At 72.0% G+C, this 13,900-nt stretch carries 11 protein-coding genes; 3 read left to right on the top strand and 8 right to left on the bottom strand.

Translation table 11 applies throughout. The features are described from left to right. Window positions 1-17 precede the first annotated feature (17 nt). Window positions 18-3,554 (top strand): proline dehydrogenase family protein, encoded by a 3,537-nt coding sequence (locus ACZDYF_RS01915; protein ID WP_475052516.1) that lies wholly within the window; start codon window positions 18-20, stop codon window positions 3,552-3,554. 69 nt (window positions 3,555-3,623) lie between these two features. Here the strand turns inward: ACZDYF_RS01915 and ACZDYF_RS01920 are convergent, their stop codons facing one another. After that, on the bottom strand, window positions 3,624-4,352 hold the full coding sequence (locus ACZDYF_RS01920) for an anaerobic ribonucleoside-triphosphate reductase activating protein (RefSeq protein WP_475052519.1): 729 nt from the start codon (window positions 4,350-4,352) through the stop codon (window positions 3,624-3,626). Between the two features lie 282 nt (window positions 4,353-4,634). Between ACZDYF_RS01920 and ACZDYF_RS01925 the strand changes: the two genes are divergently transcribed. Next, window positions 4,635-5,009, top strand: coding sequence for an SdpI family protein (locus ACZDYF_RS01925; RefSeq protein ID WP_475052521.1), 375 nt, complete (start codon window positions 4,635-4,637; stop codon window positions 5,007-5,009). A 10-nt stretch (window positions 5,010-5,019) separates the two neighbouring features. Here ACZDYF_RS01925 and ACZDYF_RS01930 read toward each other — a convergent pair whose 3' ends face one another. The 6 genes from ACZDYF_RS01930 to ACZDYF_RS01955 all read right to left on the bottom strand — a co-directional run bounded on the left by ACZDYF_RS01930 (window position 5,020) and on the right by ACZDYF_RS01955 (window position 11,850). Further along, window positions 5,020-6,036, bottom strand: coding sequence for a LacI family DNA-binding transcriptional regulator (locus ACZDYF_RS01930; RefSeq protein WP_475052524.1), 1,017 nt, complete (start codon window positions 6,034-6,036; stop codon window positions 5,020-5,022). A 57-nt stretch (window positions 6,037-6,093) separates the two neighbouring features. Next, a complete protein-coding gene (locus ACZDYF_RS01935) occupies window positions 6,094-7,545 on the bottom strand; it encodes a GH1 family beta-glucosidase (protein ID WP_475052527.1) in 1,452 nt (483 codons plus the stop codon). Continuing rightward, a complete protein-coding gene (locus tag ACZDYF_RS01940; RefSeq protein WP_138823337.1) occupies window positions 7,542-8,471 on the bottom strand; it encodes a carbohydrate ABC transporter permease in 930 nt (309 codons plus the stop codon). Before ACZDYF_RS01940 ends, ACZDYF_RS01935 begins: the two co-directional genes overlap by 4 nt. Further along, complete coding sequence (locus ACZDYF_RS01945; protein WP_364074581.1) at window positions 8,468-9,595, bottom strand: carbohydrate ABC transporter permease; 1,128 nt, start codon at window positions 9,593-9,595, stop codon at window positions 8,468-8,470. Before ACZDYF_RS01945 ends, ACZDYF_RS01940 begins: the two co-directional genes overlap by 4 nt. 103 nt (window positions 9,596-9,698) lie before the next feature. Further along, window positions 9,699-11,033, bottom strand: coding sequence for an ABC transporter substrate-binding protein (locus ACZDYF_RS01950; protein ID WP_364074578.1), 1,335 nt, complete (start codon window positions 11,031-11,033; stop codon window positions 9,699-9,701). 310 nt (window positions 11,034-11,343) lie between these two features. Then, window positions 11,344-11,850: a DUF2505 domain-containing protein gene (locus ACZDYF_RS01955; protein ID WP_475052533.1), complete on the bottom strand. Its 507-nt coding sequence runs from the start codon at window positions 11,848-11,850 to the stop codon at window positions 11,344-11,346. A 123-nt stretch (window positions 11,851-11,973) separates the two neighbouring features. On the opposite strand from ACZDYF_RS01955, the gene ACZDYF_RS01960 reads away from it, so the two are divergent. Beyond that, on the top strand, window positions 11,974-13,461 hold the full coding sequence (locus ACZDYF_RS01960; RefSeq protein WP_475052537.1) for a sensor histidine kinase: 1,488 nt from the start codon (window positions 11,974-11,976) through the stop codon (window positions 13,459-13,461). 109 nt (window positions 13,462-13,570) lie between these two features. Here ACZDYF_RS01960 and ACZDYF_RS01965 read toward each other — a convergent pair whose 3' ends face one another. Then, window positions 13,571-13,819, bottom strand: coding sequence for a WhiB family transcriptional regulator (locus ACZDYF_RS01965; protein WP_030150075.1), 249 nt, complete (start codon window positions 13,817-13,819; stop codon window positions 13,571-13,573). Window positions 13,820-13,900 lie beyond the last annotated feature (81 nt).

A 13,900-nucleotide genomic window follows, 5' to 3' on the forward strand; every position in this document is an offset into this window, starting at 1 on the left:
GGAGGCACGCTAGGAGGATGAGCAGCCACGACTCGAGCGCCCCCGCCGGTGCTCCACGCGCGGACGACCGGTCACGAGCCGGCGACTCCGCGCCCCTGACCAGCGTCGACGTCCAGACCGACACCCCGGTCGAGACCTTGACCGACGACGCCGCGCGCCTCGCCCGCAGCTGGATCGCCGCCGCGGCCGCGGCCTCCGAGGGCGCGCGCGAGCGCAGGACCGCCGAGCGCCTGGGCGCCCTCGTGTCCGACCCCGCGGGCCTCGAGCTCGCGGTGCGGTTCGTCGACAACGTCGCCCGCCCCCAGGACGTCCAGGTCGCCGCGCACGAGCTCGGCCTCCTGGGCGACCTCGCGGGTGGTGCGAAGGGCTTCCTCGGCCCCGTCGACACCGCGTTGCTGCGCCTCGGCGCCCGCATGGCCCCCGTGCTGCCGAGGATCGTCGTGCCCGCCGCACGGATCCGCCTGCGCCAGCTCGTCGGTCACCTCGTGGCCGACGCCGGCCCGGGGCTCGGCAAGCACCTCGCACGCACGCGCGCCGAGGGGTACGCGCTCAACGTCAACCTCCTCGGCGAGGCCGTGCTCGGCGAGGACGAGGCCCAGGCCAGGCTCGCGCGGACCATCGCGCTCGTCGAGCGTCCCGACGTCGACTACGTCTCGGTCAAGGTGTCCTCGGTGGCCTCCCAGCTCGTCACGTGGGACCTCGATGGCTCGCGCGACCGCGTCGTCGAGCGCCTCCTGCCGCTGTACCGCGCCGCGCGCGACCACGGGGTGTTCCTCAACCTCGACATGGAGGAGTACCGCGACCTGGCCCTGACGACCGAGGTCTTCCAGGCGATCCTGGGGCGTGAGGAGTTCCGCGGCCTCGAGGCCGGGATCGTGCTCCAGGCGTACCTGCCCGACGCGCTCGGCGCGCTCGACGGCATCACCGCGTTCGCGACCGAGCGCGTCGCGGCGGGCGGCGCCCCCGTCAAGGTGCGTCTCGTCAAGGGCGCGAACCTCGCGATGGAGAAGGTCGAGGCCGAGCTCCACGGCTGGGCCCAGGCCCCCTACCCGACCAAGCCCGACGTCGACGCGAACTACGTGCGTCTCGTCGACCACGCGCTGCGCGCCCCCCGCACCGACGCCGTGCGCATCGGCGTCGCGAGCCACAACCTGTTCCACGTCGCGCTCGCGATCCTCACCGCACGAGCGCGCGGGGTCGCCCACGCGCTCGACGTCGAGATGCTGCAGGGCATGGCGCCGGGCGAGGCGCGGGCGGTGCGGGACGAGGTCGCTCGGGACGCGGGCCGCGTCGTCCTGTACACCCCGGTCGTGGCCCGCGAGGACTTCGACGTCGCGATCTCCTACCTCGTGCGCCGCCTCGAGGAGAACGCGGCCGAGCAGAACTTCCTGCACGCCATGTTCGCTCCCTCGGACCACCCGTCGGACCACCCCTCGGACACCGCGATGGACCGCCAGGAGGCCGCCTACCGCGCCTCGGTCGAGCTCGGTACCCGCTACTCCGACGCGGACGTGACGCCGCGTCGCCAGGCGCGCGCCGCCGTCGGGCACGCGGCCGCCGGGGAGCGGTTCACCAACGCCTCCGACACCGACCCGGCCGTCGCGGCGAACCGCGCCTGGGCCGCGCGGATCGTCGGACCGGACTCCGGGTTCGTCCCCGCGCAGTCGCCCGAGGTGACCAGCACGGACCAGGTGGACGACGTCGTCGCGCGCGCCGGGCGGGCCACCGCGGCATGGGCGCAGGTCGCCCCCGCGGACCGCGCCCGCGCCCTGCGCGCCGTGGCCGCCCGGCTCGAGGAGGCCCGCACCGACCTCGTCACCGCCATGGTGCACGAGCCCGGCAAGACCGTCGCCGAGGCCGACCCCGAGGTCAGCGAGGCCGTCGACTTCGCGAGCTACTACGCGCAGTCCGCCGAGGCGCTCGACCAGGTCCCCGGCGCGAGGTTCACGCCCCACGGCGTGACGCTCGTGACCCCGCCGTGGAACTTCCCCGTCGCGATCCCCGTGGGCGGGATCGTCGCGGCGCTCGCGGCCGGCTCGGCCGTGATCGCGAAGCCGGCCCCGGCCACGCCGCGCTGCCTCGAGGTCGCGGTCGACGCGATCCACGCGGGGCTCGCGGACGCCGTGGCGGACGCGCCCGCCGGGAGCTCCCTGACGGCGGACGCCGTGCGCGACGTCGTGCAGCTCGCGCGCGTGCCCGACGGTGACCTCGGCCGCCACCTCGTGACGCACGAGGGCGTGGCCCGCGTGATCCTCACGGGGGCGATCGAGACGGCGCAGACGTTCGCGTCGTGGCGCCCCGACCTGGACGTGCTCGCCGAGACGTCGGGCAAGAACGCGATCGTCGTGACCCCGTCGGCCGACCTGGACCTCGCGGCGGCCGACGTCGTGCGCTCGGCGTTCGGTCACGCGGGGCAGAAGTGCTCGGCGGCCTCGCTCGTGATCCTCGTGGGCTCGGTCGGCGACCAACGCACCGAGACCGGTCGCCGGTTCTCGGTGCAGCTCGTGGACGCGGTCCGCTCGCTCGCGGTCGGCCCGGCCACCGACGTCTCGACGACCATGGGGCCGCTCACCGAGGTCGCCGAGGGCAAGCTGCTGCGTGCCCTGACGACGCTCGAACCGGGCGAGCAGTGGCTCGTCGCGCCGCGCCGGCTCGACGAGGACGGGCGTCTGTGGACCCCGGGCCTGCGCTCGGGCGTCGCACCCGGATCGTTCTTCCACCTCACCGAGGTGTTCGGCCCTGTGCTGGGCATCATGACGGCCGCGACGCTCGACGAGGCCATCGAGCTGCAGAACGCGGTCTCGTTCGGCCTCACGGGCGGCATCCACAGCCTCGACGACACCGAGGTCGACACCTGGCTCGACCGCGTCCAGGTCGGCAACGCCTACGTCAACCGCGTCATCACGGGCGCGATCGTCCAGCGCCAGTCGTTCGGCGGCTGGAAGCGCTCGGCCGTGGGCCCGGGCGCGAAGGCGGGCGGCCCCAACTACGTGGCCGAGCTGGGCACATGGAGCGACGCCGTCACCGCGGGCTCGTCGAGCGCGGTGCCCGACGCCGGAGCCGTCCCCGCGCGGGAGACCTCGCCCGAGGCGTGGCTCGCGTGGGCCCGGGCCGACGACGCCCGCTGGTGGGCGCACGAGTTCGCGGTCGAGCACGACCCGTCGGCGCTGCACGTCGAGTCGAACGTGTTGCGGTACCGGCCGATCGACGTCCTGACGGTCCGCGTCGGGGACGGCGCCGCGCCGGTCGAGGTCGAGCGCGTGCTGTCCGCGGCGCGCACGGCCGGGGTGCCGGTCGTCGTGAGCCGCGCCGACGGGCCGTCGGCCGTGAGGCACGAGGCGTTCGCCGCGTCGGTCGGGCGCGGCGAGGTCACGGGGCGGGTGCGCGTCGTGGGCTCGGCGCCCGGGCTGCGCGAGGCCGCGGCGGGCCACGTGGGCGACGTGACGGTGCTGGACCACGCGGTGCTCGCGAGCGGTCGGCGCGAGCTGCTGACGGTCCTGCGCGAGCAGGCGATCAGCCGGACGATGCACCGGTTCGGGCACGTGACGCGCTGACCCGACGTGTCAGGACCAGCGTGGCCCAGGGGCACGCTGGTCCTGGCACGAGGTCGCCCCGAGGCTCGGTCAGGTGCGCCGCCGGGTCAGGGGCAGGTCGTCGTCGCGCAGCACGTCGGACAGTCGTCGACCGGCGAGCGCGGCCGCGTACGCGGGGTCGGTCCCGAGGTCGCGTGCCTCCTGGAGCACGTGGCCCCGGACCCCCATCGCGGAGAGCTGCCCGCAGAGCTCGAGGACGTCGTGGCGCGAGTGCACGGTCGGGTCGACCGTGGTCCGCACCTCGTGCGGGACGCCCGAGCGTTGCAGGGTCGCGAGCGACCGGTACGCGGCCTCTCCCGAGGGCCCGGCCCCCGTGATCCGTGCGTACTGGTCGGGCAGGTCCTTGATGTCGAGGCCGACCCAGTCGACGAGAGGCAGGACGTGCTCGAGGCGTACGGGCCACGCGCCCCCGGTGTGCAGCCCGACGCCGAAGCCCAGGTCGCGCACGTCGGCGATCGCCGCCGGGAGCGCGGCCTGGAGGGTCGGTTCACCGCCCGAGAAGACGACGCCGTCGAGCAGCCCCTGCCGCTGCGCGAGGAACGCCAGGACGGCGGTCCAGGGGATCGCGCGCTGCGCGTTGCGGGGTGCGGCGGTGACGAGGTCCGGGTTGTGGCAGTAGGTGCAGCGCCACGGGCAGCCCTGGAGGAAGACCGTGGCGACGAGCCGGCCCGGCCAGTCGACGGTCGAGAGCGTGGTCAGGCCCGCGACCACGAGGGGCGGGAGCGCACGGGCCTCGGACGTGCCTGCGGTGGCGGTCAATGTCGTGTCCTTCCGGCCGGTCGTCAGGGGTCGTGAAGCGGTCCCCGGGCAGGCTCGGGTCAGCGTCGGCACGACGTGCCTCGACGGTACGGCGAGGGGGCGCGCGACTCACCGACACCCTTTGTGAGAACTTTCACAAGGGGTTGTCAGCATGATCCGGAGCGCGGCGGGGCCGGTCGCACCCGTGGTTCGTGCGCTGGGGCCTAGGCTCGTGCCGTGCTCCCGCGGCCGGGGCGTCGCCCGCCGACCGCGGCACACGTCCGACCTCGTCGAGGAGGCCCCGTGCTCGCTGTCTGGATCATCGTCGTCGTGGCGCTCCTCGTCGCGTGGCTCGCCTGGCTCGGAGCGACCGACCGGATGACGCGCAACGGTCTGATCGGCATCCGGACCCCCGCGACCCAGCGCAGCGACGCGGGGTGGATCGCCGGGCACCGCGCGGCGCTCAAGGTGGTGCTGCCGGGGGCGGCGCTCGTCGTGGCGCTCGCGGTCGTCGGGAGCGTCATGGGGCCCGACGGCGCCACGGACGTCGTGTTCTTCGTCGTCGCCGGAGCGCTCCTCACCGAGGGGATCGCGGCGGCGGTGGTCGCCGAGGTCGCGGCGCGCGGCGCGGACGCAGGACAGGGCGCCGAGCGCGCCGAGCAGTGGGACGTCGACTAGCGCGCCACGGTCAGTCCGACGCCCCGCGGATGAGCTCGGGGGAGAAGACGCGCGGGGACCGCGAGACGGGGTGGCCCGCGATGAGGTCGAGCAGCATCCCGGTCGCGGCCTTGACCATCTCCACGACGGGGTTCTGCACGGTCGTCAGGGCCGGGCTGGTCGCCCCGGCGACGCCGAGGTTGTCGAATCCGACGACGGCCACGTCACCAGGCACGGACTTGCCCCGTGCACGGAGCACGCGCAGCGCGCCCTCGGCCATGAGGTCCGAGGCGGCGAAGACCGCGTCGATGTCGGGGTGGCGGTCCAGGAGCTCCTCCATGGCCGCCGCCCCGCCGGCCGCGGCGAAGTCCCCCGAGGCGATCGCGTCGTCGGGCAGGCCCGCCGCGCGCAGCGCCTCGCGCCAGCCGGCGAGGCGGTCCACGCCCGCCGTCATGTCCTGGGGGCCGGTGATCGTCGCGATGCGGCGGTAGCCACCGTCGATCAGGCGCTGGGTCGCGATGCGTCCGCCCTCGACGTTGTCCACGTCGACGTAGACCAGGTCGTCCATGGCCGTGAAGGGTCGCCCGACGAACACCGCGGGGAGCGGGGAGGCGAGCACGGCGCCCTCGAGGTCGTCCTCGCGGTGGTGCGACGTGATGATCGCGCCGTCCACGTGACCGCTGCGCAGGTAGCGCACGATGCGGCCCGCGTGCTCGTCGGGCCGAGCGATGAGCAGCACGAGCTGCAGGTCCGTGGGGGCGAGCGCCGCGCTGACCCCGCGCAGGGTCCCCGACAGGAACGGGTCCGTGAGGATGCGCTCGTCGGGCTCGGGGACCACGAGCGCGATCGAGTCGGTGCGCCGTGTCACGAGGGACCGTGCCGCCCTGTTCGGGGTGTACCCGAGCTGGGCGACGGCCGCGTCCACGGCGGCCTGCGCCTCGGGGGAGACGCGCAGGCCGCCGTTGATGGCACGGGACGCGGTCGAGCGGGACACGCCGGCCGTCTGTGCGACCTCGTCCAGGGTCGGCGCGGAACTCAGGGTGCTCATGGTCTCAGTATCCTGCCAGGCCTGGATGAGAGAACTGCCACGTTCGGAGGCTCGCCCTCAGGGGCGGGCGGGAACCGCGTTCTGGGACGCGACCTGGGCGAACCAGTGCCCGCTCGCCTTGACGGTGCGCTCCTGGGTCTCGTAGTCGACCCGGACGATCCCGAAGCGCTTGGAGTAGCCCCAGGACCACTCGAAGTTGTCCAGGAGCGACCACGCGAAGTAGCCACGGACGTCGGCGCCGTCGTCGATCGCGTCCTTGACGGCCCGCAGGTGGGCGTCGAAGAACTCGAGGCGGTTCTGGTCGTCGACCGACCCGTCGGCCTCCACGACGTCGTCGTAGGCGCAGCCGTTCTCGGTGATGTAGAGCGGCACCCCCGCGGGGCCCGTGTAGTCCGCCTGGAGGCGGTTGAGCAGGCGGGTGAGCCCCTCCGGCTGGACCTCCCAGCTCTGGTCCGTGACGGGCAGCCCGCGCGGGTGGTTGAACACGCCGTCGGCCGCGGGGTACGGGCTCGACGTCGGGCGCTCGACCGGCGCGGAGCCGTCCAGCGTGGTCGACGCGGGCCGTGAGGAGACCAGCTCACCGTGGTAGTAGTTCACGCCGAGCGCGTCGATGGGCGACGAGATGATCTCGAGGTCGCCGTCCTGGACGTGCGCCGCGAAACCGTACTCCTCGACGTCCGCCAGGACGTCGGCCGGGTACTCGCCCTTGATGACCGGGTCGAGGAAGATCCGGTTGAACTGACCGTCGATGCGGCGGGCCGCGTCGACGTCGCCCGGGTCGGTCGGGTCGAGGGGGTCGGCGACCGTGAAGTTGAGCGTGATCCCGAGGTTCGCCTCGGGGGCGCGTTCACGCAGCGCCTGGACCGCCAGGCCATGGCCGAGCAGCAGGTGGTGCGCCGCGGCGAGCCCGTCGGGGCGGCTCTGGCGCCCGGGGGCGTGGACGCCGCCCGTGTACCCGAGGAAGGCCGAGCACCATGGCTCGTTGAGCGTCGTCCAGACCCCGACACGGTCGCCGAGCGCCTCGTGCATCGTCACGGCGTAGTCCGCGAAGCGGTAGGCCGTGTCGCGGTTCGTCCATCCGCCCTGGTCCTCGATCGCCTGCGGCAGGTCCCAGTGGTACAGCGTGATCCAGGGCAGCAGGTCCTTGGCGAGGAGCTCGTCGACGAGGCGGGAGTAGAAGTCCAGCCCCTTCTGGTTGACCGCGCCGCCGCCCGGCTGGACGCGGGCCCACGACGACGAGAACCGGTAGGTGCCCAGGTTCAGGTCGGACAGGAGCGCGACGTCCTCGCGGTAGCGGTGGTAGTGGTCGCACGCGACCTCGCCGTCGTCGCCGCCCAGGACGGCCCCCGGGACGCGGCAGAACGTGTCCCAGACGGAGTCCTCGCGGCCGTCGGTGTGCGCGGCCCCCTCGATCTGGAACGCGGCGGTCGCGGCGCCCCAGAGGAATCCCTGGGGGAACTCGACGCGGTCGGTGGCGCCCAGGTGGCGGGGGGTGATGATCTCGGTCATCCCTTGACAGCTCCTTGCATGATGCCGGCGACCAGCTGGCGACCGGTGAAGATGAACAGCACGATCAGCGGCAGCGTCACGAGGAACACGCCAGCCATGACGAGCGAGTAGTCCACGAAGTAGTTCGCCTGCAGCGACCGCACCACGAGCGGCAGCGTCGGGTTCTCCTGGTTCAACACGATGGACGGCCAGAAGAAGTTCGTCCACTGCTGGACGAACGTGAAGAGGCCGAGCATCGCGGCTGCGGGCCGTGCTGCGGGCAGGGCGATCGACCAGAAGGTCCGGAACATCGAGGCACCGTCGACGCGTGCGGCCTCGATGAGCTCGTACGGCAGGGACTCCGACAGGTACTGCGTCATCCAGAACACGCCGAACGCGGTGACGAGCGCGGGCACGATCACGGCCTGCAGCTTCCCGATCCACCCGAGGTCGGACATGAGGATGAACATGGGGATCACGCCGAGCTGGGTCGGCACGGCCATGGTGGCGATGACGAAGACGAGGAGAGGGCCGCGGCCACGGAACCGGAGCTTGGCGAACGAGTAGCCCGCGAGCGTGGAGAACAGGACCACGGACAGCGACGTGATGACCGCGATGATCACCGAGTTCGCGAACGCCTTCCAGAAGTTGATCGCGCTCGACCCGATGACCTCGGCGAACTGCGTGAACAGGCTCGCGTCTGGCAGGAGCTGCGGCAGCGCCGCCTTGGAGATCTCGGCCGGGGTCGACGAGCCCAGGATCAGCGTGAAGTACAGCGGGAAGATCGAGATCAGCAGCACGAGGCCGAGGAAGGTGTAGGTGACCCAGCCCGGACGGCGGGTGTGACCGCCCGTGCCCTTGCGGACGGGGCGGCGGTTCGGGCGGCGCGCGGCCGCCCGGGCGGCGCCCGCTCCGGCGGTCTGCGCGACGACGGGGATCGAGCTCATCGCTTCTTCCGTTCGTTCGGTGCGCTCGTGGGCGCGCTGGGTCGGCGGGGGGAGGATCCTTGGCGCGGGCCGGACGCGTTCTGGGCGCGGACCGCGGCGGCGGCAGCCTTGCGTCGAGCGCGCTGGACCGCTCGCGGCGCCTTCTTGCTGGGGCCTGACGTCGAGATGCTGCGCGTGATCGCGAAGTTCACGAGCCCGATGAGCAGGATGACGATGAACAGGATCCAGGCGATCGCGGCGGCGCGGCCGAAGTTCTTCTGGTTGCCCCACGCGACGTCGTACAGGTAGAGGACCGTCGTCATCCACTGGCGGTCGGCGCCGCCGAGGCCCTGCGCGTCGTACGTGCGCGGCTCGTCGAAGATCTGCAGCCCGCCGATGGTCGAGGTGATGATGACGAAGATGATCGTGGCGCGGATCTGGGGCACGGTCACGGAGAAGAACTGCCGCACACGGCCCGCGCCGTCGATGATCGCGGCTTCGTAGAGCTCGCGCGGGACGGCCTGCATCGCGGCGAGGAAGATGAGCGCGTTGTAGCCGGTCCAGCGGAAGTTGACCATCGAGGCGATCGCGACGTGGCTCGCGAGGGCGTCGGCGTGCCAGCGGATCGGTTCGATCCCGATCACCCCGAGGAGCCCGTTGATGAGGCCGTACTGGTCGGCGAAGAGGCGACCGAAGATGAGGCCGACCGCGACGGGGGCCACGACGTAGGGGAGCAGGACGCCCATGCGCCAGAACGTCGCGGCGCGCAGGTTCTGGTCGAGCAGCGCCGCGATGATGATCGCGCACATGACCTGCGGCACGGAGGAGAGCAGGAAGATCGAGAAGGTGTTGCGCAGCGACTTCCAGAAGGTGGGCTGCGCGAGCACGTCGGAGAAGTTCTGGAGACCGACGAAGTCCCCCTGCCCGCCCAGCAGGTTCCACTCGTGCACCGACACGAAGGCCGTGTAGACGAGGGGGAAGAGCCCGGTGATCGCGAAGAGGATGAAGAACGGGGAGATGTAGAGGTAGGGGGAGAGCTTGACGTCCCAGCGGCCGAGGCGCTGGGAGAAGCCGACGCGCCGCTGGGGGCGTGGTGCCGGTCCGTCGAGGCCCTGGTTGGGCTGGGTGGGAGTGAGGACGCTCATCCGACTTTCCTGTGCTGGGTCGAGCGGGGACGCGATGCCCGACGGCGGGCTGGGACGGGGGAGCGCGGGGTGACCTCCCGAGGGGGTCACCCCGCGCGCCGGATCAGCTCAGGCCCAGGTCCTTGAAGGACTGGACGGCCTTGTCCCACGACGCCTTGGCGTCGTCGGTCTTCTCGACGTCGGTGCGCTTGATGGCGTCCTGGACGGTCTGGTGGATCGCGAAGTAGTTCGCACCCTTGAACGGCGCGCCCTCGATCGCGTTGGCGCGGGCGACGAAGATCGCGCCGACCGGCGCGGCGTTGAAGAACTCGTTCGTGAAGGCCTGGACGGCCTCGGAGTCCTGCGCCTCGACCTGCGAGGGGAAGGTTCCGGCGGACTCGAACGCGGCGGTCTGCTGCGCGGGGTCGGTCAGCCAGGCGGCGAGCTCCTTGGCGGCGTCGGCGTTCTTGCCGGACGCGGGCACCGTGAGGAACGATCCGCCCCAGTTGCCACCGCCACCGGGGAAGACGTCGGCGACGTCCCAGCCGGTGACGCCGCCCGAGCGCTCCTCGATCGGGCCGGTCATCCAGGCGGGGCACAGCATGGTCGCGAAGCCGTCGTTCTGGAACGCGGCGTCCCAGTCGCCCGACCACTGCTCGAGGTGTGCCGAGAGGTTGTCGGTCACGGACGCGGTCAGCACGGACTCGTACAGGCCCTGGATGTCCGAGTTGGTCGCGAGGTCCTTGGGCGTGCCGTCCGAGTTCTCGTAGGCGTTGTCGAGCTGGTTGACCATGCCCTGGTAGGTGGCCATACCGCTGTCGAACCAGGCCTTGCCCGTCGCGGTGTTGTACTGCTTGCCCACGGCGAAGTAGTCGTCCCAGGTGGCGTCGGCGCCGCCGAGGAGCTCGGCGACCGCGGCGCGGTCGGTCGGCAGCCCGGCTGCGGCGAACAGGTCGGAGCGGTAGCAGATGGCCTCGGGGCCGATGTCGGTGCCGTACCCGATGAGCTTGCCGTCGGGGGTCGTGGCCTGCTGCGACTTCCACTCGACCCAGCGGTCCGCGAGCTCGGGGTCCGTGAGGTCGGTGAAGAGGTCCGGGTACTGCATGAGCTCGGGGAGCCAGTCGACCTCGATGGCCTCGATGTCGGCCAGGCCGTCGCCGCCGGCGGCGAGCTTGGTGGTCAGGTTGGTGCGTGCGTCCTCGGACTTCGCCGCCTTGACCTGCTTGACCTCGACGTTCGGGTGAGCGTCGGTGTAGGACGTCAGCATCTCGTCGGTGTAGCCGAAGTCGTTGAACGTCGCGACGGTGAGGGTGATCTTCTCGCCGTCGGACGAACCGCTGCCCTCGTCCGACGAGCCGGAGCCCGAGGAGCAGGCGGTCAGGGTGAGGGTGAGGGCCGCAACCCCCGCGACGGCGGCTGCTGCTGTGCGGGTGCGGGTCGAACGGGTGCTGCTCAGCACGGTGACTCCCTTGTCGATGATCGGCGTGGCAGCGCTCCCATCCTCCTTTGAGTGGTAGCGCTCCCACGAAGTGCCACGATGGTGGCTGCTGACTTCTCGGGATGTCAACCTCGGGAGGTGACAGAACGTGGTGGAAACGCTCCCACGGCGGCATCTGTGCAGGTCAGGACGTTTTCCTGCGAAATCCCGTACCCGAATCGTTATCGGTTACCGACCGCGTGTATGGGATTCGCCGCGTGCGCTGGGCACTCGCGCAGACCCGTCGTCCGGCGCTCGACACAACCCAGTCCGGAGCCCGCCGCCGTCACCGTCAAGGGGCCGTGAGCCACTCCACGCCGGCCTGCTCCTCGGACGCCAGCGTGGCCCGGACGGCGCCTGCCGCGGCGTCCTCGACGGTCGCCGCGAACAAGGGGACCGTCGCCTTGAGCTCGCCCTCGTACGACTGGCGGGTCCCGCCGTCGGGCAGGGCCTCGAGCGAGACCGTGCCGGTCATGCGCACGGGCGCGCCCGTGATCTCGAGCGAGACGGTTCCCCGCCGCACCCCGTCCACCGCTGGCTCCCAGACCTCGGCCTGGCGGATCTCGAGCGCGTTCCCCACGAAGGCGCGCAGGTGGCCGGGGATCTGGTCCGTGGGCAGCGTGCGCCGCACGACCACCGAGAAACCCTCCGCGAGCGACCCCGTCACGTCCGCGAGGTCCACGAGGCTCTGCGGGCCACCCGTGCGCTGCGCGCGCCACCGGACGAACGCCTCGCTCGCGAGCATCGCGGTGACGTCGTCCAGACCGGCGGGGTAGTGCAGATCGACGCTCAGGTGCACAGGATCTCCTCGGGACGTGCTGACCGGCGCGCAAGGTGCGCCGGGGAGACCGACTCTACCCAAGGAAGGGCCCCGATCCCGTGAAGACGGCAGGGCATGCGTACGCTGGAGCCCGTGTCTGCCATGAGTGACTTGATCTCCCGCCACGCCGAGCTGTCGCCTGCCGACAACGAGTGGCTGCACCTTCTCGTCGGGGACTGGCAGGTCATCTCCGACCTGGCGTTCGCCGACCTCGTCCTGTGGCTGCCCACGGGCGACGGGAACTTCGTCGCCGTGTCCCAGTGCCGACCGAGCACCGGGGCCACCGTCCACTACGACGACATCGTCGGCTCGATGGCTCCCGACGGCCAGCGTCCTCAGCTCGAGCGCGCTCTCTCGGAGGCCCGCTCGCAGCGATCGCGCGAGCCCCGCTGGTTCGGTGCGTACGCGGTGCGCGAGGAGGCCATCCCCGTCGTGCACGAGGGGCACGCGATCGCGGTCGTCGCGCGGCAGACGAACCTCGGCAGCGGGCGCACGCCCAGCCGGCTCGAGCTCAACTACGTCGAGGCCGCCGACGACCTCATCGCGATGATCTCCCGCGGCGAGTTCCCCGCGCCCAACGCGGCGACCGGCCCGCGGCGTGGCGCCCCCCGTGTCGGGGACGGGCTGATCAGGCTCAACTCCGAGGGTGAGGTCCTCTACGCGAGCCCCAACGCCCTGAGCTGCTTCCACCGCCTCGGTGTGATCGGACCCCTCGTCGGACGTTCGCTCATCGAGGTCACGACCGACCTGATCGAGCACCAGAGCCCGGTCGACGAGTCCCTGCCGCTCGTGGTCATGGGACGTGCGCCGTGGCGCACGGACATCGAGGCCCGTGGGGTCGCCCTGTCCCTGCGCGCCCTGCCGCTCACCGAGTCGGGGCAGCGGATCGGCGCGGTGCTGCTGTGCCGCGACGTCTCCGAGCTGCGTCGTCGCGAGCGCGAGCTCATCACCAAGGACGCGACGATCCGCGAGATCCATCACCGCGTCAAGAACAACCTGCAGACGGTCGCCGCGCTGCTGCGGCTCCAGGCGCGACGCATGGACGTGCCCGAGGCGCGAGCCGCGCTCGAGGAGGCCATGCGCCGCGTCGCCACGATCGCCCTGGTGCACGAGAGCCTGTCCCAGACTCTCGACGAGGAGGTCGAGTTCGACGACATGGGCGGAAGGGCCCTGCGCCTGGCCGCCGACGTCGCCTCGGCCGACACCAAGGTCCGCACGGTGCAGACCGGGAGCTTCGGCCTGGTCCCGGCCGAGGACGCGACCCCCCTCGCGCTCGTGCTGACCGAGCTGGTGACGAACGCGGTCGAGCACGGCTTCTCGGGCCGCAAGGACGGGACCGTCGAGATCGACGCCCGGCGCAACGGCTCCGCCCTGCGGATCGTGGTCGCGGACGACGGCGTGGGCATGCCGGCACCGGGTACCGATCCTGCGGTCAAGCCCAAGAAGAGCGGCCTCGGGTCGCAGATCGTCGCGACGCTCGTCACGAACGAGCTGGGCGGGACGATCGAGTGGTCGGCCCGTCCGGAGGGTGGGACGCAGGTCGTCCTCCAGCTCGTCCTGCGCGACGGCGGGGGCTCGCGGCAGGGCTGAGCAGAGGGTTCACGGACAGGATCGGATCGGTCGAGAATTCTCTTCCGTGGGCAACATAAAGGGCCGCCACCAGGTGGTGACGGCCCTTTATGAGAAAAGTATGTGAAGCTCAGCCTGCGCGACGGGCGCGAGCGGTGCGGCGCTTGAGAGCGCGGCGCTCGTCCTCGGACAGCCCGCCCCAGACGCCTGCGTCCTGACCGGACTCGAGCGCCCACTTGAGGCACGTGTCGACGACGTCGCAGCGACGGCACACGGCCTTCGCCTCTTCGATCTGCAGGAGGGCAGGGCCGGTGTTCCCGATCGGGAAGAACAGCTCAGGGTCTTCTTCCAGGCAGGCTGCGCGGTGGCGCCAGTCCATGTGAGGTCTCCTTGGCATGGCGAGCAAGGCCGCTTCGTGAATGTGTCGGACGCACGTCCACAATGGGCTTCAGGCTCAGGT

It is taken from the genome of Oerskovia sp. PE-21s (assembly GCF_056158145.1).

What these genes read in the sequence shown, in the direction of transcription:
- ACZDYF_RS01915 (WP_475052516.1), top strand. Translation starts at nt 18, where the DNA reads ATGAGCAGCCACGACTCGAGCGCCCCCGCCGGTGCTCCACGCGCGGAC.
- ACZDYF_RS01930 (WP_475052524.1), bottom strand. Translation starts at nt 6,036, where the DNA reads ATGAGCACCCTGAGTTCCGCGCCGACCCTGGACGAGGTCGCACAGACG.
- ACZDYF_RS01935 (WP_475052527.1), bottom strand. Translation starts at nt 7,545, where the DNA reads ATGACCGAGATCATCACCCCCCGCCACCTGGGCGCCACCGACCGCGTC.
- ACZDYF_RS01940 (WP_138823337.1), bottom strand. Translation starts at nt 8,471, where the DNA reads ATGAGCTCGATCCCCGTCGTCGCGCAGACCGCCGGAGCGGGCGCCGCC.
- ACZDYF_RS01945 (WP_364074581.1), bottom strand. Translation starts at nt 9,595, where the DNA reads ATGAGCGTCCTCACTCCCACCCAGCCCAACCAGGGCCTCGACGGACCG.
- ACZDYF_RS01960 (WP_475052537.1), top strand. Translation starts at nt 11,974, where the DNA reads ATGAGTGACTTGATCTCCCGCCACGCCGAGCTGTCGCCTGCCGACAAC.
- ACZDYF_RS01965 (WP_030150075.1), bottom strand. Translation starts at nt 13,819, where the DNA reads ATGGACTGGCGCCACCGCGCAGCCTGCCTGGAAGAAGACCCTGAGCTG.